Source organism: Nocardioides marmoraquaticus, assembly GCF_054777915.1.
Window position 1 is genome coordinate 1 of record NZ_BAAHAA010000011.1, and the last position, 20,907, is coordinate 20,907.

At 70.9% G+C, this 20,907-nt stretch carries 16 protein-coding genes; 3 read left to right on the plus strand and 13 right to left on the minus strand.

The annotated features are described in order from the left end of the window. Window positions 1–585: 585 nt before the first annotated feature. From ACYU8I_RS10020 to ACYU8I_RS10035, 4 genes are read right to left on the minus strand one after another with little or no spacing between them, the layout of a single operon-like run. On the minus strand, window positions 586–1,407 hold the full coding sequence (locus ACYU8I_RS10020; RefSeq protein WP_460840166.1) for a Rossmann-fold NAD(P)-binding domain-containing protein: 822 nt from the start codon (window positions 1,405–1,407) through the stop codon (window positions 586–588). Window positions 1,408–1,448: 41 nt separating this feature from the next. Next, window positions 1,449–2,039 (minus strand): LutC/YkgG family protein, encoded by a 591-nt coding sequence (locus tag ACYU8I_RS10025; RefSeq protein WP_460840169.1) that lies wholly within the window; start codon window positions 2,037–2,039, stop codon window positions 1,449–1,451. Further along, window positions 2,039–3,502, minus strand: coding sequence for a lactate utilization protein B (locus tag ACYU8I_RS10030; RefSeq protein ID WP_460840171.1), 1,464 nt, complete (start codon window positions 3,500–3,502; stop codon window positions 2,039–2,041). The genes ACYU8I_RS10025 and ACYU8I_RS10030 overlap by 1 nt, the downstream gene beginning before the upstream one ends. Continuing rightward, window positions 3,499–4,296, minus strand: coding sequence for a (Fe-S)-binding protein (locus tag ACYU8I_RS10035; RefSeq protein ID WP_460840406.1), 798 nt, complete (start codon window positions 4,294–4,296; stop codon window positions 3,499–3,501). The genes ACYU8I_RS10030 and ACYU8I_RS10035 overlap by 4 nt, the downstream gene beginning before the upstream one ends. A gap of 135 nt (window positions 4,297–4,431) precedes the next feature. On the opposite strand from ACYU8I_RS10035, the gene ACYU8I_RS10040 reads away from it, so the two are divergent. Together ACYU8I_RS10040 and ACYU8I_RS10045 are read left to right on the plus strand one after the other, a co-directional pair. Further along, entirely contained in the window at window positions 4,432–5,646 is a 1,215-nt protein-coding gene (locus ACYU8I_RS10040) for an NAD(P)/FAD-dependent oxidoreductase (RefSeq protein ID WP_460840173.1), read from the plus strand. A 45-nt stretch (window positions 5,647–5,691) separates the two neighbouring features. Next, complete coding sequence (locus ACYU8I_RS10045; protein ID WP_460840175.1) at window positions 5,692–6,594, plus strand: bile acid:sodium symporter family protein; 903 nt, start codon at window positions 5,692–5,694, stop codon at window positions 6,592–6,594. Window positions 6,595–6,780: 186 nt separating this feature from the next. On the opposite strand, the gene ACYU8I_RS10050 is transcribed toward ACYU8I_RS10045, so the two are convergent. The 4 genes from ACYU8I_RS10050 to ACYU8I_RS10065 all read right to left on the minus strand — a co-directional run bounded on the left by ACYU8I_RS10050 (window position 6,781) and on the right by ACYU8I_RS10065 (window position 12,231). Then, a complete protein-coding gene (locus ACYU8I_RS10050) occupies window positions 6,781–9,066 on the minus strand; it encodes a catalase (protein ID WP_460840178.1) in 2,286 nt (761 codons plus the stop codon). Window positions 9,067–9,584: 518 nt separating this feature from the next. After that, complete coding sequence (locus ACYU8I_RS10055; protein WP_460840181.1) at window positions 9,585–10,250, minus strand: hypothetical protein; 666 nt, start codon at window positions 10,248–10,250, stop codon at window positions 9,585–9,587. Continuing rightward, on the minus strand, window positions 10,247–11,938 hold the full coding sequence (locus tag ACYU8I_RS10060; RefSeq protein ID WP_460840184.1) for a WXG100 family type VII secretion target: 1,692 nt from the start codon (window positions 11,936–11,938) through the stop codon (window positions 10,247–10,249). Before ACYU8I_RS10060 ends, ACYU8I_RS10055 begins: the two co-directional genes overlap by 4 nt. After that, window positions 11,935–12,231 (minus strand): hypothetical protein, encoded by a 297-nt coding sequence (locus ACYU8I_RS10065; RefSeq protein ID WP_460840187.1) that lies wholly within the window; start codon window positions 12,229–12,231, stop codon window positions 11,935–11,937. Before ACYU8I_RS10065 ends, ACYU8I_RS10060 begins: the two co-directional genes overlap by 4 nt. Window positions 12,232–12,421: 190 nt before the next feature. Between ACYU8I_RS10065 and ACYU8I_RS10070 the strand changes: the two genes are divergently transcribed. Continuing rightward, window positions 12,422–12,859 carry a VOC family protein gene (locus tag ACYU8I_RS10070; RefSeq protein WP_460840190.1) on the plus strand — a complete coding sequence of 146 codons (438 nt, stop codon included), beginning with the start codon at window positions 12,422–12,424 and terminating at the stop codon, window positions 12,857–12,859. Window positions 12,860–12,985: 126 nt separating this feature from the next. On the opposite strand, the gene ACYU8I_RS10075 is transcribed toward ACYU8I_RS10070, so the two are convergent. The 5 genes from ACYU8I_RS10075 to ACYU8I_RS10095 form a co-directional block, all read right to left on the minus strand. Then, complete coding sequence (locus tag ACYU8I_RS10075) at window positions 12,986–13,798, minus strand: hypothetical protein (RefSeq protein WP_460840192.1); 813 nt, start codon at window positions 13,796–13,798, stop codon at window positions 12,986–12,988. 63 nt (window positions 13,799–13,861) lie between these two features. Continuing rightward, window positions 13,862–14,503 (minus strand): hypothetical protein, encoded by a 642-nt coding sequence (locus ACYU8I_RS10080; protein ID WP_460840194.1) that lies wholly within the window; start codon window positions 14,501–14,503, stop codon window positions 13,862–13,864. Continuing rightward, the gene (locus ACYU8I_RS10085; protein ID WP_460840197.1) at window positions 14,500–17,715 is read right to left on the minus strand and encodes a type I restriction endonuclease subunit R; all 3,216 of its coding nucleotides are present in this window, start codon (window positions 17,713–17,715) and stop codon (window positions 14,500–14,502) included. Before ACYU8I_RS10085 ends, ACYU8I_RS10080 begins: the two co-directional genes overlap by 4 nt. Then, window positions 17,715–18,923: a restriction endonuclease subunit S gene (locus ACYU8I_RS10090; RefSeq protein ID WP_460840199.1), complete on the minus strand. Its 1,209-nt coding sequence runs from the start codon at window positions 18,921–18,923 to the stop codon at window positions 17,715–17,717. The genes ACYU8I_RS10085 and ACYU8I_RS10090 overlap by 1 nt, the downstream gene beginning before the upstream one ends. Next, window positions 18,920–20,884 carry a type I restriction-modification system subunit M gene (locus ACYU8I_RS10095; RefSeq protein ID WP_460840201.1) on the minus strand — a complete coding sequence of 655 codons (1,965 nt, stop codon included), beginning with the start codon at window positions 20,882–20,884 and terminating at the stop codon, window positions 18,920–18,922. The genes ACYU8I_RS10090 and ACYU8I_RS10095 overlap by 4 nt, the downstream gene beginning before the upstream one ends. Between the last annotated feature and the right edge of the window lie 23 nt (window positions 20,885–20,907).

A 20,907-nucleotide genomic window follows, 5' to 3' on the forward strand; every position in this document is an offset into this window, starting at 1 on the left:
GGAACTCTCTCGGGAACGCCTTCGGCATGGTGTACATCCTTCCAGCGCCGACACACATCGACGCAGATCAGATGTCACCGATCAGTGCAGCAGACCCAGACGCACCACGGCTGGACCTACCGACGAGACCGCGACGGCACCTACACCTGGACCAGCCCCACCGACCACACGTACGTCGTCGCCCCCCACACCCGAGCTCCCCTCAGCCACTGAGCCCCGCTGACCCGGCCACCCCCACAGGTGGTCGGGCCACCAGCACGCCCGCACTCCCCGGGCCGTAGACCGAGCCGCGGGACACGGCGAGCGCCCACCTCCTGCTCCCGAGGAGGCTGCGCGGCAACCGTCTCGAAGGGCGAGGCCATGACCCACGCTCCGACCTCGGGTGCGGGGGTCTCGAGGCCCCTGCTCAGAGGTTCGGGGACGGCGACCACCACTACCGCCCCGGGCTGGTCGAGGTGCGAGGAGCGCCAGCGACGAGCCGCGAGACCCCGCGACAGGTGCGCCGACTTCGGGTGCGGCCGCCTCGAGGCCCTCGCCCAGGGGCTCGGGCACCTCGACCACCACCCATGGTCGTGGCGCTGGAAGTCATCGGCCGAGCACGTCGGACAGCGACCGGGCGGGCCGGCCGGTCACCCGCTCCACCTCGCCGGTGACCCCCGCGAAGCTGCCGTCGCGCACGCGCCCGAAGGTCACGACGGTGATGTCGCGCTCGAAGCCGTCGAGGTCGGCGACGACCTCGTCGACCGGGGCGTCGCGGTGGGTGACGGGCGCGTCGGCGTACCGCGACAGCACCGTCGCCGTCTCCGGGAGCGTCAGCGCCTCGGGACCCGACAGCTCGAGCAGCTCGCCGTCGTGCCGACCCGTCAGGAGCGCCACCTCGGCGACGGCGGCGATGTCGTCGGCGTCGATCCAGGACACCTCGCTGCCGTCGCTCGGGAAGGCGAGCTCGCCCCCGTCACGCGCCAGCGGGCCGTAGAAGCGGTCGTCGGTGAAGACCTGGGCGAACCAGCTCGGCCGCAGCGCCGCCCACCGCAACCCGCTGTCGCGCACGGCGGACTCCACCCGCACGGCCCAGCCGTCGAGGCCCGGGTAGTCGGCGAGGCGTTCCGACAGCAGCACCACCCGGACGCCGTCGTCGAGCCGGTGGAGCAGGTCGGCGACCAGGTCGGGGGCATCGGGGCGATCGGGTCGCACGAGGAAGAGCGCGTCGACGCCGTCGGTCGCGGCGACCCAGCCGCCGGGCTCGTCCCAGTCGAAGGCGGTCGGGACCACACCGGGGCCGGAGACCCCGCCGGGACGGGTGCTGCCGCCGCGCACCTCGACCCCGCGTCCGGCGAGGCGCCGCGCGAGCGGCGCCCCCGTCTTGCCCCGTACGCCGGTCACCAGCACGCGCGTCACGTCGCCCATGCCGGGGCCAACGCCGTCGACTCCCCAGTACTTCCGGGCGGTCAGCCCGAGACGAGCACCACGTGCAGCGTGCGGGGGCCGTGGACGCCCTCGACCCGGTCGAGCTCGATGTCGCTGGTGGCCGACGGCCCGCTGATCCAGGTGTGCGGACGACGGGGGTCGAGCAGCGGGAGGGCGTCAGGCACGTCGGCGACGACCTGGTCCTCCCGCACGACGCACACGTGCAGGTCGGGGACGAGCGTGATCGCCCGCCGACCCTGGCCCTCGGCGTGGTCGAGCACGATGGTGCCGGTCTCGGCGATCCCGACACGGGCGAGCGTCACCACGCCGTCGAGCTCGTCGAGCTCCAGCGCCGAGAAGCCGGCGTCGACGACCTGCCCGGGCACCTCGAACCCGAGCCCCTCGGGCACCACGACCCGGCCGTCGGCCGGCAGCGCCTCGGCGACCCGGGCCCCGACCTCGTCGGGCCCGCAGCGCACCACGACCGCCTTGTAGTCGGCGACCCGCTCGGCGAAGTGCCCCACCACGTCGTCGACGGCGGCGATGCGCGGCGACGGCGGCACCTCCTCGACCCGCTCGACGCCCTCGAGCGCGGCACGCACGCGGCCGAGGATGTCCTCGCGCGAGCCCATCAGCGCCGCCCTCCGTCCGTACGCCGCCACCACGCGCGGAAGGACTCCGGCGGGGTCGGTGGGAGGTCGCGGGCCGAGACCCAGCCGCGCAGGCCGGGCAGCGCCGTACCGATGCGACGGGCCACGCCGAGCCCGACGCCGGTGAGCCGCTCGCCGAGGCGCAGCTTGCGGGCGTCGGCGAAGGCGGCGGAGGTGGCCCGCATCGCGAGCGCCTCGGCCTTGGGCACCCCACCGCGGTGGGCGTCGACGACCTGGGCCCGCTGGTCGACCAGCACGCTCGGGATGTCGATGCGGACGGGGCAGACCTCGAAGCACGCGCCGCACAGCGACGAGGCGTAGGGCAGCGAGTCGACCTGGTCGTCGTGGCCGACGCCGCGCAGCAGCGGCGTCAGGATGGCGCCGATCGGGCCGGGGTAGACCGAGCCGTAGGCGTGGCCACCGGTGCGCTCGTAGACCGGGCAGACGTTGAGGCACGCCGAGCACCGGATGCAGCGCAGCGCCTGCCGGCCGACCTCGTCGGCCAGCGCGTTGGTGCGGCCGTTGTCGAGCAGCACGACGTGCACCTCCTGCGGCCCGTCACCGGGGGTGACGCCGGACCAGGTGGAGGTGTAGGGGTTCATCCGCTCCCCCGTCGACGAGCGCGGCAGCAGCCGCAGCATCGGGTCGAGCCCGTCCCAGGTCGGCACCACCTTCTCGATGCCGACGACGGAGACCAGCACCTCGGGCAGCGTCAGGCACATGCGGCCGTTGCCCTCCGACTCGACCACCACCAGCGTGCCGGTCTCGGCGACGGCGAAGTTGGCGCCGGAGATGCCGACCTTGGCGCGCAGGAACTTCTCGCGCAGGTGCAGCCGGGCCGCGTTGGCGAGCACCCGCGGCTCGTCGGTCAGGTCGTCGGGGGCGGGGCGCCCCGCCGAGGCCATCTCGCGCAGGAAGATCTCGCGGATCTCGGCGCGGTTGCGGTGGATCGCCGGCACCAGGATGTGGCTGGGCAGGTCACCGCCGAGCTGCACGATGAGCTCGGCGAGGTCGGTCTCCCAGGCGGCGATGCCCTCCTCGGCGAGACCCTCGTTGAGGCCGATCTCGGCCGTCGCCATCGACTTGACCTTGACGACCTCGTCGACGTCGTGGCTGCGGGCGATGCGCGCGACGATGGCGCACGCCTCGGCGGCGTCGGTGGCCCAGTGCACCGTGGCGCCGTTCGCCGTCAGCTGCTCCTCGAGCCGCACCAGCTGCTCGTCGAGCGTGCGCAGCGCCGACTCCTTGACGCCCGCCCCCGACAGCCGCAGGGCCTCCCAGGTGCCGGACTCGGGCCGGCTCGCCTCGACCTCGTCGACGAGCCGCTGGCGCTTGGCGCGGATGGTGCCGGTGGCGTGCGCCAGGTTGTGGCGCAGCTGGCTGTCGGCGAGCGCCTCGCGCGCCGCCGACGGGAAGGGGGGCATCCCCACGAACGTCGCGGTCATGTCGCCACCCTTCCCACGCTCTCGGCATCGTCGCCGACGTCGGCGGCCTGACCGGGGGTGCGGCCGCCCTCCTGCGCCGTCTCCTCGGTCGAGGCGAGGATCTCGGCCAGGTGCACGCTGCGCACGCCGCTGCGCTGGCGGGTGAGCATGCCCCCGACGTGCATCAGGCAGGAGTTGTCGCCGGCCACCAGCACCTCGGCCCCGGTCTCGCGCACGTGGCGCGCCTTGTCGGCGCCCATGGCGACCGAGGTGTCGGCGTTCTTGACCGCGAAGGTGCCGCCGAAGCCGCAGCACTGCTGGGCCTGCGGGAGGTCGACCAGCCGCAGCCCGCGCACCTGCTCGAGCAGCTGGCGCGGCCGGTCGCCGACCCCGAGCATGCGCAGCGAGTGGCAGGTCGGGTGGTAGGTCACCGTGTGCGGGTAGTAGGCCCCCACGTCGGTCACCCCCAGCACGTCGACCAGGAACTCCGAGAGCTCGTGGACCTTCGGGGAGAGCTCGGCCGCCGCCGCCTGCAGCGCGGGGTCGCCCGAGCGGCGGGCGACGATCGCGTGCTGGTGGCGGGCGCAGCCGGCGCACGAGCCCGACGGCGTGACGACGGCGTCGTACCCCTCGAAGGCCTCGACGAAGGTGCGCAGCACCGGCACCGCCTCGTCGAGGTAACCGGTGTTGACCATCGGCTGCGAGCAGCAGGTCTGCTTCTCGGGAAACTCGACGTCGACGCCGAGCCGCCGCAGCAGCCGTACGACGGCCTGGCCGGTGCCGGGGTGCAGCGCGTCGTTGATGCAGGTGACCATCAGGGCGACCCTCACGAGGCCACCCCCTGCGCACTCCTGGGTGTCATGCGGTCTCCCTCTCCCTCGGCCGTGCTCGTGCCCCCTGTCTACCCCGAAGCGGGGCGCGGCCACGAGCGGGCGGGGTACGGGTCGCGCATGACTGCCTCCTCAGCCCCCTCCGCCGGCCTCCTCGTGGTCGGCAGCGGCCCGGCGGGCGTGCACGCCGCAGCGGCGTACGTCGCCGCCGGCGGCCCCGGGCCGGTGCGCCTGGTGAGCGCCGACCGGCACGACCCCTACGAGCGGCCGCCGCTGTCGAAGTCGGTGCTGGCGGGCGAGGAGCCGCCGGAGGTGAGCCCGATCCTCAACGACGACCTCGCGCTCGCCCTGGTCGAGGTGCGGCTCGGCACCCGGGTCGCGGCGCTCGACCTCGACCGGCGGGTGGTGACGACGGAGGGCGGCGAGGCCCTCGGCTACGACCGGCTCGTGCTGGCCACCGGCTCGTCACCGAGCCCGCTGCCGGGTGTCGAGGAGGGCGCCCGGGTGCACGTGCTGCGCACCCTCGACCACGGCCGCGACCTCGTCGAGGCGGTCGCCGGCGCGAGCAGCGCGGTCGTCGTCGGCTCGGGCTTCATCGGGTGCGAGGCGGCGGCCTCGCTGGCCCGGCGCGGCGTCCGCACCACGCTGGTGACGCCCGAGCCCGCCCCGCAGGCAGCCCGCCTCGGTGCGTGGGCGGGCGCCCGGATCGCCGCCTGGCTGCGCGAGGCGGGGGTCGAGCTGCGCACCGGCGTGCAGGTCGACTCGGTCGACGCGACGACCACGGTCCACCTCGACGACGGCTCGTCGCTGCGGCCCGACGTCGTGCTCGCCGCCGTCGGCGTGACCCAGGCGCGCGACTTCGTCGAGGCCTCGGGGCTGACCACCGAGGAGGGCCGGGTCGTGGTCGACGAGAGCCTGCGCACGAGCGACCCGCACGTGTGGGCGGCGGGCGACCTCGCCCTCGCCCACCACGCCGTGGCCGGTCGGCCGGTCGTCGTCGAGCACTGGGGCGACGCCATCACGATGGGGCAGCTCGCGGGCGGCAACGTCGCGGCCGCGGCCTCCCCCAGCCCCCGTGAGCTGGGCCGCTGGGAGGCCGCCCCCGGGTTCTGGAGCGAGATCGGCGACCGCACGCTGAAGTACTCGGCGTGGGGCGACGGCTTCGAGCAGACCGAGGTCGTGGAGGCCGACGGCGGCTTCACGGTCTGGTACGCCGACGCGGCCGGCGAGCTGGTCGGCGTGCTGACCCACGAGCGCGACGACGACTACGAGCGCGGCGGCGAGCTGCTCGCACGCCGCGCCCCGCTCAGCGACGCCCTGCGGCCGCGCGAGTGAGACGAGGCGGCTGACAACGGGTCCCGGCGCTGCTTGGGTGTGCCGATGGGTGACTCCGCGCTGATCTCGACCGGCCTGCCGATCGCGCTGGCCATCATCATGCTCGGCCTGGGCCTGTCGCTGGTGCCCGACGACTTCCGCCGCGTCGCACGCTCGCCGCGCGCCGTCGTGGTGGCGCTCGGGCTGCAGGTGCTGGTGCTGCCCGCCATCGCCTTCGGCCTGGTGGTGGTGCTCGACCTCGAGCCGCTGCTCGCGGTGGGGGTGATGCTGCTGGCGGCGTCGCCGGGCGGTACCACCGCCAACCTGTTCAGCCACCTGTTCCGGGGCGACGTCGCGCTCAACATCACCCTCACGGCCATCAACTCGGTGCTCGCGGCCGTCACCATCCCGCTCTACACCAACCTCGCCATCGGCTACTTCGACACCGGCGGCGACCTGGGCCTGCAGCTCGGCAAGGTCGTGCAGGTGATCGCGATCGTGCTGGTGCCGGTGGCGGTCGGCATGCTGGTGCGACGGCGCTCCCCCGGCGTCGCGGCGAGGGCCGACAAGCCGGTGCGCGTCTTCTCGATCGTGGTGCTGGCCCTGGTGTCGGTCGGGGCGCTGCTGGGCGAGCGAGACAACCTGGGCGACTACCTGCAGCGCGTCGGGGTCGTGGTGACGCTGTTCTGCCTGGCCAGTCTCACCCTCGGGTACGCCGGCGCCCGCGCGGCGCGGCTCGAGCGCCCGCAGGCGATCGCGAGCTCGATGGAGATCGGCATCCACAACACGACGGTGGCGCTGACCATCGCGCTCAGCGTGCTCGGCAGCACCGAGGTGGCCGTGCCGGCGGCGGTCTACTCGATCGTGATGTACGTGCTGGCCACGGCGTTCGGGCTGGCCATCACCCGGGGAGGCGGACGGCCAGCACCGCCACGTCGTCGTCGTGCACCGCGGGCAGCAGGTCACTGACGAGGCGGTCGACCACCTGCTCGAGCGGTTGGCGGCCGACCTGGCCGAGCAGCTGCCTGAGGGTAGAGCCCAGCAGGTCGCCGGTGCGGGCGACGAGTCTCAGCAGCTCGTGGACACGGTCCCCCCCTCCGCCGGATCGTCCGGCGCCCCCGGCCCCGACCCTGCGTGGGGTCGGGGCCGGCGACGTCACGCCAGCCGAGGGGTGAACCGCTCCCAGACCCGGTGCGCACCCATCAGGGTGACGACCTCGGCCAGGACGCCCGACGGGTCGTCACCGGTGACCACGCCGGGCCAGCCCGAGACGCCCAGCGAGGTCAGCACCGCGCGGCCGTCGCCGTAGGCACCGACGGCCTTGCCGTGGCGCAGCGCCTCGTCGACCAGCAGCTGGACGCGGGGGTCGACCGGGGCACCCTCGCCGGCGCCGGCCTTGGCGTCACGACCGGGCAGCGCGTCGGGGGCAGGGGCGGGGCTGCCGGCCAGGACCAGGGCGTCGTACTCCACGGAGCGGGTGGCGTTCAGCGCCCGCTGCACCGTCTGGCCGTTGCTCAGCGTGCCCCCGTGGGCCGCGACGACGAGCGGCACCATGCCGGCCGTGCGCACCTCGGCGACGACGCGCTCGACGCCCTCGAGGTCGCCCTCGGCGTCGACGACGATGCCGACCATGCGCCCCTCCACGGGCCACGTCTCGCCGAGCTGCGACAGTGCCGGGCTGGGAGCCGCGTCGCCGAGCGCGACGGTGGGCTCCGGCGCGGGCAGGCCGAGCGCGGTCGCGACCTCCTGGCACAGCACCGGGTCGATGTTGGCGAGCGCGCGCAGCTGGCGCTCCTTGACGGTCTGCTCGTAGACCTTCGACAGCTCGAAGGAGTACGCCGCGACGATGTGCTCCTTCTCGGTCGGCGTCATGCTCAGCCAGAACATGCGGGCCTGGCTGAAGTGGTCGTCGACCGTCACGTGGCGCTCGCGGACCTTCTGCCCCGCCGCCACCGGCACCGGGATGTCGGCGTACGACGCGACGTCGCCGCCGGCGGTGAAGGGGCAGCCGCCGTCGAGCGTGTTCGGCTTGTACGCCGCCACGCCCCCGTGCACCGCCTGCTGGCCGTAGCCGTCACGCAGCATGTCGTTGACCGGCGCGTGCGCACGGTTGATCGGCAGCTGGTTCCAGTTGGGCCCGCCGAGGCGGGTGAGCTGGGTGTCGACGTAGGAGAACAGCCGCGACTGGAGCAGCGGGTCGTCGGTGACGTCGATGCCGGGCACGAGGTTGCCGATGCTGAAGCCGATCTGCTCGGTCTCGGCGAAGTAGTTGGTCGGGTTGTGCGTCAGCGTCATGATCCCGACCGGCTGCACCGGCACCAGCTCCTCGGGCACCAGCTTGGTGGAGTCGAGCAGGTCGATCCCCTCGAAGGTCTGCTCGGGCGTGTCGGGGAAGACCTGCAGGCCCAGCTCCCACTGCGGCTGGGCGCCCGCCTCGATGGCGTCGGCGAGGTCGCGGCGGTGGAAGTCGGGGTCGTTGCCCGCCAGCAGCTGGGCCTCCTCCCAGGTCAGCGAGTGCACCCCGAGCTTCGGCTTCCAGTGGAACTTCACCAGCGAGGTCTCCCCCGCCTCGTTGACCAGCCGGAAGGTGTGCACCCCGAAGCCCTCCATCATCCGGTAGCTCCGCGAGAGACCGCGGTCGCTCATGTTCCAGATGGTGTGGTGTTGGGCCTCGGTGTGCAGCGAGACGAAGTCCCAGAAGGTGTCGTGCGCGCTCTGCGCCTGCGGGATCTCGCGGTCGGGGTGCGGCTTGCCGGCGTGGATGACGTCGGGGAACTTGATGCCGTCCTGGATGAAGAAGACCGGGATGTTGTTGCCGATGAGGTCCCAGTTGCCCTCCTCGGAGTAGAAGCGCGTCGCGAACCCACGGGTGTCGCGCACGGTGTCGGCCGAGCCACGCGAGCCGAGCACCGTCGAGAACCGCACGAAGACGTCGGTCTCCTTGCCCTCGGCGAACAGCGCAGCGCGGCTGACGCTGGTGGCGTTGCCGTAGGAGTGGAAGACGCCGTGGGCGCCCGCGCCCCGCGCGTGCACGACCCGCTCCGGGATCCGCTCGTGGTCGAAGTGGTGGATCTTCTCGCGCAGGTGGTGGTCCTGCAGCAGCGTCGGCCCGCGCCTGCCCGCCTTGAGCGAGTGGTCGGTCTCGCGCAGCGGGATGCCGTGCGCGGTCGTCAGGTGGGCCCCCTGCTGCGCGGTAGCGGTCTGCGGGGCGCCGGTGTCGTAGCCGGTCGCGGTACGCCGCTCCGGTCCCGCCTGGTCGGGCTTGGGGGGCAGCGGCTCGCGCGGCGTCGTGGGCTCCTCCATCGCCGGCGGCTCCGGGGCAGGGGCGCCCGGCACGTCGGGCCGGGCGATCTCGGCCAGCTTCTGCTTCGCGGTCTCGGCCGCGGCCTCCACGGTCTTCTGCGCGGCCTTGGCGATCGCGGTCACGGGGTTCTCGGGCATGGGGACGTGCTCCTCGTCTCGGGGGCGTGCGGACCCACGCCGGTGGCTCGACGCGAACCGCCCCGATACCCGTCGCGCCCGACCGAAACCCGACCACGCCCTCCGCGCCTCCCCCGCCCCCTGAGGCGTCACGAAGGGCCGCGCCGCCCTTCGTGGCTCGCTCCGCTCGCACCTCAGGGACCGGCGGTAGCCGAACCGCTCCCTGAGGCGTCACGGAGGGCCGCGCCGCCCTTCGTGGCTCGCTTCGCTCGCACCTCAGAGACCGGCGGTAGCCGAACCGCCCCCTGAGGCGTCACGGAGGGCCGCGCCGCCCTTCGTGGCTCGCTTCGCTCGCACCTCAGGGACCGGCGGTAGCCGAACCGCTCCCTGAGGAGCCCGCGAGGGACGAGCGGGCGTCACGAAGGGCCCACGCCCGTCGGCGCCTCACCCGCTCCCTGAGGAGCCCGCGAGGGACGAGCGGGCGTCACGAAGGGGCGGCGGCGCCCTTCGTGGCTCGCGCAGCAGCAGGCCAGCCCGGATCAGCCGGGCTTGGGCGCGTTCCCGGTGCGGCGGATCTCCTCGAGGGCGGCAGGCCGGTAGTACTCGGGGCGCAGCAGCACGGCCCACTGGTGGGTCTGGCCGCTGCCCTCCTCACCACGGACCGTCACCTGGTTCACGAAGCCGGACGGCGAGACGCCGAGGGGCAGGGACACCTCCTGCTCGCCCCCGAGCGCGAGGGTCTCGCGCCAGTTGGTGATCGCCTCGCGCCGCAGGCCCCACTGCTCGACCGCGGCGTCGAGGGCGTCGAACGCGTCGGCCTCGGTGTCGTACGACTCGAACCAGGTGATGGTCCGGGCCGGCGTCCCCGTGGTGGAGAAGGTCGCGGAGAAGGTGCTCGTCGTGACGGTGTCCTCGCCCTCGGGCCCGACCAGGGTCAGCTCGATCGGCGTTCCACCGGGTCGGCCGACCAGGGGACCCATCCGGTCAGGCCGTACGCCGACCTCCTCCGGGGTCAGCTCGAGGTCCTTCAGGTCGAAGCGAGCACGCCCCGACTCCAGGATCTGGTCGACGCCGGCTCGGTCGAGCTGGGAGTTGCTCATGGGCCTCGGGCTCTCTGTCTCGGAGTCGGAGCCGACGCTGACGCTGCACCCGGTGGTGGCGAGCACGACCAGGGCTGCGGCGACGTGGCGTCGGATCGGGGTCATCGGCGGTACTGCCAGTCGGTGGCGAGGTCGTGGATCAGGCCCGGCGCACGCTCGGTGAGGCGGAAGTCGTCGACCCGGCCGTCGAAGTCGCTGCCCACCAGGTCGCGCAGCCGGTCGGGGTCGTCGCGCAGCAGGTCCTGGTAGGCCGGGAGCGTGTCCTCCTCGATGAGGGCCCACCGGTCGTAGCGATCGGCGATGTTGCCGTCCGGCAACGGCGTGACCACGTCGCCGAGGTCGGCCTGCGGGACGGGGAAGGGACCCACCTGGCCCGGCGTCTTCAGGTCGATCACCTCGGGGAAGACGTCGGCGTAGCCCTGGGCCCCGGGGATCGACGGTGCCCCGACCACGGTCGTCATCCAGGTCATGGCCTCGCCCGTACCCGGTCGCGAGCGCATCTCGTCGTAGTCGTCGGCGATGATGTCGAACTGCTCGCGCTCCAGCAGCGCCACGTTGCCGGCAGTGACGCGGTCGGGGTCACCGCTGGCGATGTCGTGCCACGCGCTGCGGGTGTCGCCGTCCATCAGCCCGGCTGCCGCCATGCGGTCGGTCTCCTCCGTGCCGCCGAGCAGGTAGGCCTCGTGCATCGAGGCCTGGTCGAAGAAGATCTCCTGCTGCATCGACAGCAGCTTCTCCTCGTAGTACGCGAGCTCCGAGTCGGGCAGGTCGCGCAGCTGCTCCAGCATCTCCCGCGCGTCGTCGTCCCAGGAGCCGGGCGCGTTGGGGATGTCGGGCAGCGCGCCGTCGACGCCCTGGGCGATGTCGCGGAACATGTCGAGGTCGTAGAAGCCCGCGGCGAAGCTCGGCCCGATGAGGTTGGCCATCCCCGCCCACTGCAGCTCGGGGTGGTCGAGGAAGAGCTGCCCGTAGTAGTCGTAGACCGCCGTGATGGTGTCCCGGTTGGCCTCCGCCCCTCGGGAGGGGTCCCACGCATCGCCGTCGATGCCGGCCGCCTCGAGCGCCTCGTCGCGCCAGTACTGCTCGAGGAAGTCGCGGTAGCGGGGATCCGTGGCCGCGACCTGTCCCCGGTCGACCGCCCCGTCGAGCAGGTCCTTGGCGGCGTCGGGGTGGTTCTCCATCCACTCCTGGAAGCGCCGCGAGGACAGCAGGTCCTGCACCTCCTGGTTGCTCATGCCGGCCGTGGTGCGCGGCGGCACGAACTCGGAGCCGGCCTCGACGTCGGCCGTCGTGGCCCGCAGCTCGTCGAGCGCGCTGTCGATCTCGTGGGCGACCTGGGCGTCCTCGGTCGACAGCGTGCTCAGCGCCCCGCTGATCGCCTCGACGTGGCCGTCGAGCTCGGACTGTCGGTCGTCGACCTCGTCCTCCGGCACCGTCGTCGGGTCGGTGACCATCCAGTCGTCGGAGACGTCGAACCCGTCCGCCTCGGCCGCGTCGACCTTCTGCAGCAGCGTGTCGCGCGCCGACTGCAGCCGGGGCACGCCGTCCTTCATCGCCGTCTCGACGTCCTCGACCCGGTTGCGCAGGCGCCGGCCGAACTGGATCTCGGTGCGCACGCGGTCCTCCGCGGCCCGCGCCGCGGGCCCGGTCCACTCGCAGACCAGGTCCTCGAGGGAGCGCTCGTTGCGCCGCAGCTGCTCGTCGAGGTTCTCCGCACGCCGACCGACGGCCTGGGCGGCGGTGCGCAGGCCTGATGGCCGCCAGCGGCGTACGGACGACAGGGTGTGGCTCACCGGCTCATCCCGTCGAACCCGGTCACGATGTCGTCCTCCGTGGCGTCGTAGTCGTCCTGCGTGCCGTCGGCGACGTCGGCCATCTCGCGCAGCCGTCCTGCCAGCGTGTCCATCGCCGCCTCGACGTCGTCGGCCGCGGTCGAGCACGACTCGGCAGTGCGGGTCGACGGGAGGTCACCCGCGACGCCCGACCCGATCGAGCCCCCGTCGATGCGCGCCAGCGCACCCGCCTGCTCGCGGCACGCGCCCGCAAAGGCCCGCAGCTGTCCCGGTGGTACGACGACGTCCCCCATGCCTCCAGCCTCCCAGAACCTCCCGCTTCGTTCCCAGTACTTGCCGGAACTCCGCCACTTCGTGCCCGTTCGTCGCGGGCTGGTCTCGCGCTGGTCGAGGTGCGAGGAGCGCCAGCGACGAGCCTCGAGACCCCCGCACCCGGACGACGGCGGGCCGACACGCACCGGACGCCACACGCATCATGGGCCCATGACGCACATCCAGTCCTTCGACCACGTCGGCGTGACCGTCGCGGACCTCGACGCAGCGATCGACTTCTTCACCCGGCTCGGGCTCGAGGTGGAGGGGCGGCAGCACGTCGAGGGCGAGTTCCTCGACACTGTCATCGGCATGACGGGCGCGAAGACCGAGATCGCGATGCTGCGCCCACCGGGCGGGGGCACGGCGCTCGAGCTGTCGACGTTCGTGCGGCCCGACGTCGAGCCCGGCTCGGTCGAGATGGCGACCCGGGTCGGCCTGCGCAACGTCTGCTTCGTCGTCGACGACCTGCGCGGCATCCTCGACGAGCTCGCCGCCGACGGCTTCGAGCTGGTCGGCGGCGCCGGCAACCACGAGGACACCTGGCTGATGGCCTACGTCCGCGGCCCCGAGGGCATCATCGTGTCGTTGACGGAGCGGATCGGCTGACGGGCTCTGAGGTCGAGGTGACGACACCGTCCAGAGCCGTTCTGTTCCGCCGTCCCGCCAGCCTCCCATCACGCGAGGTGTGGATGCGGCAGGAGGGCGACCCCGAGGTGTCGGTCCCGATATCTGCTAGCCCTCAGGGTCGACCACTACCTCGCCTCGAACCGATGGCGCCGGGGCAACGAACCCGTCCTTGACCACCAACAGGTCGTCGTACTCGCCGTTCATGTTCTTCACCAGCGTGTCCGCAAGCCTGTTTCCCATGGGCTTGTAGGTGGCGTAGGTGATGCCGCCAGATACGAACCCACCCAAGATCGGCACCGTCTTGGTGACCGTCTTCTCCACGGTCTTCTTTGTGACCTGCTTGCCGAGCACCGCTCCCACGCCTTTGATGATCGGGTACCACGTCGTCTTCGTCAGGGCTTGCGCCGCGAGTTTCTTGCCCAGGTTGGCGCCTGCGGTCTTCGACGTCGCCGACACCAGGGCGGCGGCCCCTGCCGCGCCGAACATGGCCCCCAGGTATGCGATGACCCGGATCTGAGCCTCCTCCGAGAGCTCTCCGCCGTCGTTGAAAAGCTCGTCCTCTCCAAACAGAAAAGCAATCTGCTGGGAGAGGTTGAGAGCGAAACCGAAGTACTGCGCGACATCGGCGCCCCCCGCTGCCAGCGCCAATGCGGGGTTGGACGGAAGACCGCTCACGAAGGATGCAGCTGACGTCTTGACCACGCTCGTCTTGATCAGGCCGTTGGCCTTCAGGCGCAGCGACTCGGACGTGTAGACGGCCTGCGGGCCCTTCTCGAGGATGACGTCGAGATGCGGAGACTTGCCGAAGTGCTTGCGAAGGAATGCCTCGCGGTCTACCCGCACCATCGGTAGCTTGGAGACGGCTCCGATCGTCTGCATGGCGGTGGAGTAGAGCTTGTCCTGGGATGTCTCGGCCACGCTCGGACATTAGTCGGGACCACCGACACAGGTGCAGCAATTAACACCCCTCGCGTTTGCCACCTAGTAGTTGGCGGCGGCTCCAGGCCGTCCTCGCTCGAAGTAGAAGGTCGCGTCCTTGGTCACGGTGGTCACGACTGTGTGGCCGCCGTCGAGATTTCGTCGCGACTCCTTCACTCGCACCTCGGCGTGATCGTCTCTGCCTCTGAGCACCCACCCGACGCTCTCGATCTCGCGGATGGTCTCGCGATGGTCAGGTGGCTGGATTCGGAGTGTCACGGCAAACTCGCGCTCTCCGCTCCGGTGCGCTGCCCAGGCCCGTCCCTGATCGGTAAGGACCCATGCAGCGTGAGCCGCGGCCTCAGCCTGGCGCTCCTCGTCTGCAAGCCGACGTGCTTCCGCCGCCAAATTTTCTGCCTGTCTCTCGTCCCGCGTGCGCCACAGGTGCAGCGCCATGGTCGCGGCTACTACCAGGCACAGCGCTACGAGGAACAGGAGAAGAACTGCCGCGATCAGAGAAGGGCGTCGCTCGGCAAGCGGGACCGCGCGCGACTCCTTCCACCAGAGAATCCCTGAAGTCTCCGAAGTCTCTAAGTGGTCCGCGAACGCGACCGTCGCCCATAGCGACGCGAAGACCGCGATCCACAGCGAAACCACGAGGACGCGCTTGAGGTAGCGAGCCGGAACTCGGGCTAGGAACTTCATCCCGCCGTCGCTTCCCGCTCCCGCACCCTCGCGTGGTACGCCGCGGCGAGCGCGAGGACGAGGCCGTCGACGCCGGGGCTGTCGCTGAAGAAGTAGTCAGCGATCTTCGACACCGCGTCGCTGCCGTCCGACACCGCGGCGAGCAGCTCCGGCTTGAGGTCGGGGCTCTCGGCGAACTGCTGCTCGGTGTTCGTCGCCGCCTGGGTGTAGAGCGTCTCGCTCTCCATCATCGAGGCCATTGCGGTCTCGACGAACGCCTGCTTCTGGCCCTGGCTGAACTCCTCGTCGCCGAACTGCTCGTTGAGCCGGGCGATGACCTCGGCGAGGGCGACCATGGTCGGGTCGGGCTTGCTGCCGGAGCCGGCGGCGGTCATGCCGTGAAGCCCGACGCGCTCCCCCAGCCCGAGGTCGTGCGTCCCGGTATCGACCTGCTTGACGTTGACGAGCGCGACGTCGCCAAGGTCGACGTCGCCGGTGTAGTTCTCGGGCCGGATCAAGCGCTCGAGCAGTCGCAGGAAGATCGCGTGCTTCTCGAGCTCGGGGTCGCCGTAGTTGACGACCTGGCTCATGAAGTCGTAGACCTTGACGAAGGTGGAGACGTCCTTGCGGAAGAGGTCGAGGCGATCGATCTCGGTCTTGTCGCCCTCGCCGCCGTTCGCGGTCAGCGCCGAGTTGTACTGCGTGGCGAAGCGCTGCTTGGCAGGGGCGATGGCAGCGCTCAAGGCGCCGTGCGCCTTCGACCCACCAACCACCGAGATCCGCGCGACCTCGTCGACCTCCGCGTCGGTGAAGATCGCCGCCTGCTGCAGCTTGGCCAGGACGTCGTGGACGAGGTTCGGATCGGTGCGGGTCTCGAGGTAGGCGTCGGTGTAGTACGGCTCGAAGGACGAGCGGATCTCCTCGGGCTCGTTGACGAAGTCGAGCACCACCGGCTGGGTCTTCAACGTCCCGGCCGGCGTCGTGTAGACCCGGTTGAGCCGCGAGAGGGTCTGCACCGCGGTGACGCCGGACAACCGCTTGTCGACGTACATCGCGCACAGCAGGGGCTGGTCGAAGCCGGTCTGGAACTTGTTGGCGACGAGCATGACCTTGTAGTCGTCGCCCGCGAAGACGGACCGCAGGTCGCGCCCGGCGAGGCCGGGGTTCATCGAGGCCTCGGTGAAGTCGTCCGGCCCGGAGTCCAGGTCGGTCACGCCGCCGGAGAAGGCGACGAGCGTCTTCATGGGGTAGCCACGATCGGCGATGTAGGCGTCGATCGCCAGCTTGTAGCGCACGGCCGCTTTGCGACTGTCGGTCACCACCATCGACTTGGCGTGGCCGTCGAGCAGGTGGGCGACGTTGGCCCGGAAGTGTTCGACGATGATCTGCACCTTCTGGCTGATGTTCGTCGGGTGCAGCTTGACCCACCGCATCAGGCCCTTGACGGCCGTCGACTCGTCGACCAGCTCGACGTCGGGCTGCGGCTCCTCCCCCTCGGCCGCGGCGCTGACCTTGCCGTCGGTGGCGCGCACCGCGATCTGGAAGGCGGTCTCGTAGGTCTGGTAGCCGGGCAGCACGTCGAGGATGTAGCGCTCCTCGATCGCCTGCTTCATCGTGTAGACGTGGTACGGCGCCGGCGTGCTGCCGCCGTGTCCCTCCGGGTCGTCGGCGGGGAAGCGACCGAACAGCTCGAGCGTCTTGGCCTTCGGCGTGGCGGTGAAGGCAAAGTAGGAGATGTTGTCGCTCGCGGCTCGCGCTGACGCCTCGGCGGCGAGCACGGCCTCCACGTCGACCTCGCCACCGTCCTCCAGCGCAGCGAGCTCCTCGCCCGACAGCACGCTCTTGAGCTGGTTGGCCGTCGCGCCGGTCTGCGAGGAGTGCGCCTCGTCGGCGATGACGGCGAAGCGCTTGTCGGCCAGACCCTTCGTCGACCGGATCGCCTCCATCGCGAAGGGAAAGGTCTGGATCGTCACGACGATGATCGCGCGGCCGTCGAGGAGCGACTTGGCGAGCAGCCCCGACTTCGAGGTCACGTCGGCGCCGGCCCTGCTGACGGTGTCGGGGTCGATGGCGACGACGACCCCGGTGCCGCCGTCGATCTGCCGGATCGCCTCCTGCAGCTGCGCGTCGAGCACGGTGCGGTCGGTGACGACGATGACGGAGTCGAAGACCTTGCGGTCCTGCACGTCGTGCAGCCGGGCGAGCCGGTGCGCCGTCCAAGCGATCGAGTTGGTCTTGCCCGAACCGGCGGAGTGCTGCACGAGGTAGCGGCGCCCCGCTCCCTCCTCGCGCGCCGCCCGCGCCAGCGAGGTCACGACCTCCCACTGGTGGTAGCGGGGGAACAGCAGCGACGTCCGCGTCGTGGCCTTGCCGCTGATCGCGTCGTGGGTCGTGGTGGTCGTGGTGTGCATGAAGCGACCGACGATGTCGAGCAGGGCGTCACGCCCCAGCACCCGCTCCCAGAGGTACGCCGTCGCCGGCCGTCCGTTGCTGGCCGGCGGGTTGCCCGCTCCCCCGTCGTGGCCGAGGTTGAAGGGCAGGAAGCGCGTCTTCTCGCCGTCGAGCTTCGTGGTCATCCAGACCTCGTCGTCGCTGACCGCGAAGTGCACCAGCGCGCGCCGACCGGCGGCGAAGAGGGGCTGCTCCTGGCCGCCGGGGTCCTTGGGTCGGCGGGCCGTCCGGTACTGCTCGATGGCGTCCTTCACCGACTGCGTGAAGTCGCTCTTGAGCTCGAGCGTCGCGACCGGCAGCCCGTTGACGAAGACGACGAGGTCGACCGAGCGGGTGTCACCCGAGGCGGGCGAGAAGTAGACCTGGCGCACGACCCGCACCCGCATCGCCACGTAGCGCGCGGTCGTCGCCGGGTTGAGCGAGGTCTCGGGCCTGAACTGTGCCATCGCGAACCGCGCCGTCACTTGCTTGAACCCCAGCCGCAGCACGTTGAGCGTGCCGCCCCCGCTGGTCAGGGGCTTGTCGAGCTCCTTGACCAACCGGTCGAGCAGCTGGGTGCGCTGCTGCGTCTCCTGCGGCGAGCCGACCTTCACCGACTTGGCGAACTCGGTCGGCTGGGTCTCCTCCAGCCAAGCGAAGACGTCGGGCACGAACAGCGCCTTGGCTGCGTCGTAACCCTGCTCCTTGGCCGACCCCTCCTCGTAGAGATAGTCGTGCGCGGCGAGGTGCTCGCAGATCTCCCGCTCGAACGCCGCCTCCTGGTGGCTCTGGTGCCCCGCCATCAGACCGCCTCCCGGACGTTGATCTGGCCCGTCACCGCAGCTGTGATGAGCGCCGCCCGACGCTCCTTCGACAGCTCGATGAACCGCTCGGCCTTCGCGATGAGCGCGTCGATCTTCGCGGTCTGCTCGTCGAGGTACGCCGCGATGCGGCGCTGCTCGTCGAGCGCGGGAAGAGGGACTCGCAGCTCACGGATGTCGGGCAACGACAGTTGCTGTTTGGTGCCTCCAGCGGCGCCCTGCTTGAGCTGGTTCTGCCCATTGAGCGACAGCATGAACCATCCGACGAATGCAGGGTCGGCAGTGTCCCGCAATCGGCACAGTGCCACGTGCTGACTCACGTAGGCACCGACCCACTCGTCGCTCACCACGGCGACCGACCCCAGATAGGCCGTGATCGAGAAAAGAAGGTCGCCGCACTGCAACCGCGTTCGCTCTCCCTCGGAGACACCTGAGGGTAGGTCGACGTATTGCACTTCGCCACGAAGACTGAGCCCTGTCCTCGGCAGGTTGCCAATGCGGAGGAATCGTTCACCCTCATCGGCGTAATAGTCACCCCAACCGCGCGACCCGCTCGTCAGGAACGAGATTACGCGTCGCAGCTGCTGAGTTCCGCCGCTCAACTCCTCAAAGACTTGCGAAATCAGGGCCGTGCGACGCTCGCGCAGCGTCTCGATGAGCCGCTCCTGCTTCCCGATGAGCGCGTCGATCTGGGCGGTCTCGCGGTCGAGGTAGTCGGCGATAGCTCGCTGCTCTGCCACCGTCGGCAGCATCAGTTCGATACCACGCAAGTCCTTGTGATTGATCCGAGGAGTCCGAACCTGCGCGCTATCTGCGCCACCGATGCCGCGCAGTCGCTGCGTCATCTCGCTAATCCCGAGAGGCGTCTTGAGCCACCGCGAGAGAAAGTCGGCGTCGACCTGACCGTTGGGCGTCAGGACAAGATAGTCCGGGGACACTAGTCCTGCCTCTCTTGCGACACCCAATGCGCCTTTGTAGGCACTCATTCGGTTGAGCACGAGATCGCCTGGACAGCAGATTTTGTAGTTCGACAGGTCATCTGCCCGACCCGCGTCGCCCATCAAGCCCAGGCGCGGGACGACACCGTGGTACTGCGACACAGACATGAGCGGTAATCGGGTCGCTGCGTCTCCTGCTCGGTCGTCGCGGACTTGATAGAGACGGCCAAGGGCAATCGTTTCGGGCGTCATGACTCAACCTCCCGCAGCAGCTCGAGGATCTCCTTGACGAGCACGTCGAGGTCGGCGTCGATCTCCTCGAGCGGGCGCGGCGGGACGTACCGGTAGAAGTGCCGGGTGAAGGGGATCTCATAACCGGTCTTCGTCTTGGTGTGGTCGAGCCAGGCGTCGGGCACGTGCGGCAGCACCTCGTGGTCGACGTACCGCTTGATGACCTCGTCGCGGTGGGTCTCGCCGTACCTCGAATCGCCGTCCTCGCCGGGCGGGGCCCAGCCGAAGGGGATGTTCTCGGTATCGCGCAGCGACGGATCGGACTCGGGGTTGCCATGGCGGTCGACGCAGAGGTCGGCGGTCTCGTCGCGCTCGGCCACCGCGGCGAGCAGCGCCTTGTACTGCGGGGCCGACAGCCTCTCGCCGCGGCGGACGACCTCGGCCCGCAGCGCGGCCTGTAACTCGGCGCGGTTGGTGTAGACCTCGTCGCCCAGCGCCCGCAGCGCCTCGACCCCGGGCATCGTCGCGTCGTCTGGCAGTCGCGCGGCGCTGAAGCTGAGCCGCAGCGGCCGCTCGACGGTGACGGTCCAGTAGCCGAAGTCGGTCGTGGCGAAGACCCGGCTGTGCTCGGCGTCGTCGCCCTGCTGGTCGTCGAAGGCGGCGTACAGCTCGAGGATGCGGCGGCGGTCAGCCTCGGAGACCTCGCGCGACTTGTCGCCGAGGTTCTTGCGCATCTTGGTGAAAAACGACGAGCCGTCGATCAGCTGGACCCGACCGACTCGCTCGGGTCGCTTGGCGTTGTCGAGGATCCAGACGTAGGTCGAGATGCCGGTGTTGTAGAACATGTTGGTCGGCAGCGCGACGATCGCCTCGACCAGGTCGTTCTCCAGCAGGTAGCGCCGGATCTCCGACTCCCCCGACCCCGCGGCGCCGTTGAACAGCGGCGAGCCGTTGAGCACGATGCCGGCGCGACCGCCGCCCTGGTGGGTCGGCCGCATCTTGTGGGCCAGATGGGTCAGGAACAGCATCTGCCCGTCACCGATCTTCGGAAGCCCGGGCCCGAAGCGCCCGTGCGTGCCGGTGGCGGCGCGCTCGGCCTTGATCGCGTCGGCGGAAGCCTTCCAGTCGACGCCGTACGGCGGGTTCGACATCCCGTAGTCGAAGGTCTTGTCGGCGAAGAGGTCCTGGGCGAGCGTGTCGCCGAGCCGGATGTTGCCGGCCTCCTGGCCCTTCGCGATCAGGTCAGACTTGCAGATGGCGTAGGACTGGTCGTTGATCTCCTGGCCGTACATCACCAACCGCGCGTCGGGGTTCAGCGCCGTCAGGTGGTCCTCGGCGACCGAGAGCATGCCGCCGGTGCCCGCGGTCGGGTCGTAGACGGTGCGGATGACCGAGCCCTGCGTCAGCGCCTCGTCGTCCTCGGCGAAGAGCAGCTCGACCATCAGCCGGATCGCGTCGCGGGGCGTGAAGTGCTCGCCCGCCTCCTCGTTGGAGGCCTCCGCGAACTTGCGGATGAGCTCCTCGAAGAGGTCGCCCATCTCGGCGTTGGGCACGACGTCGGGGTGCAGGTCGATCTCGGCGAACTGCCGCACGACGAGGAGCAGCCGGTTCTTCTCCGCCAAGGTCGCGACCTCGGTCTCGAACTTGAAGCGCTCGAAGACGTCGATGTTGGGCGAGAAGCGCCCCAGGTAGTCGAGCAGGTTGGCGGCGAGGCCGTCGGGGTCGGCGACGAGCCGCGCGAGGTCGTACTCCGAGGTGTTGTGGAAGGAGAGCCCGCACTCCTTCTTCACCTTGGTGGCCAGCAGGGTGGGGTTGTCGTGCTGGGCGGCCAGCTCTCGCATCCGCGCCCGCGACGGCTCCATCAGGCAGTCGAGCCGGCGCAGGATCGTCATCGGCAGGATGATGTTGCCGTACTGGTGGGGCTTGTAGACCCCCCTCAGCTGGTCGGCGATGCCCCACACGAAGCTGCCCAGGTTGCTCACGAACCAGTCCTCCTTGCGTTGTC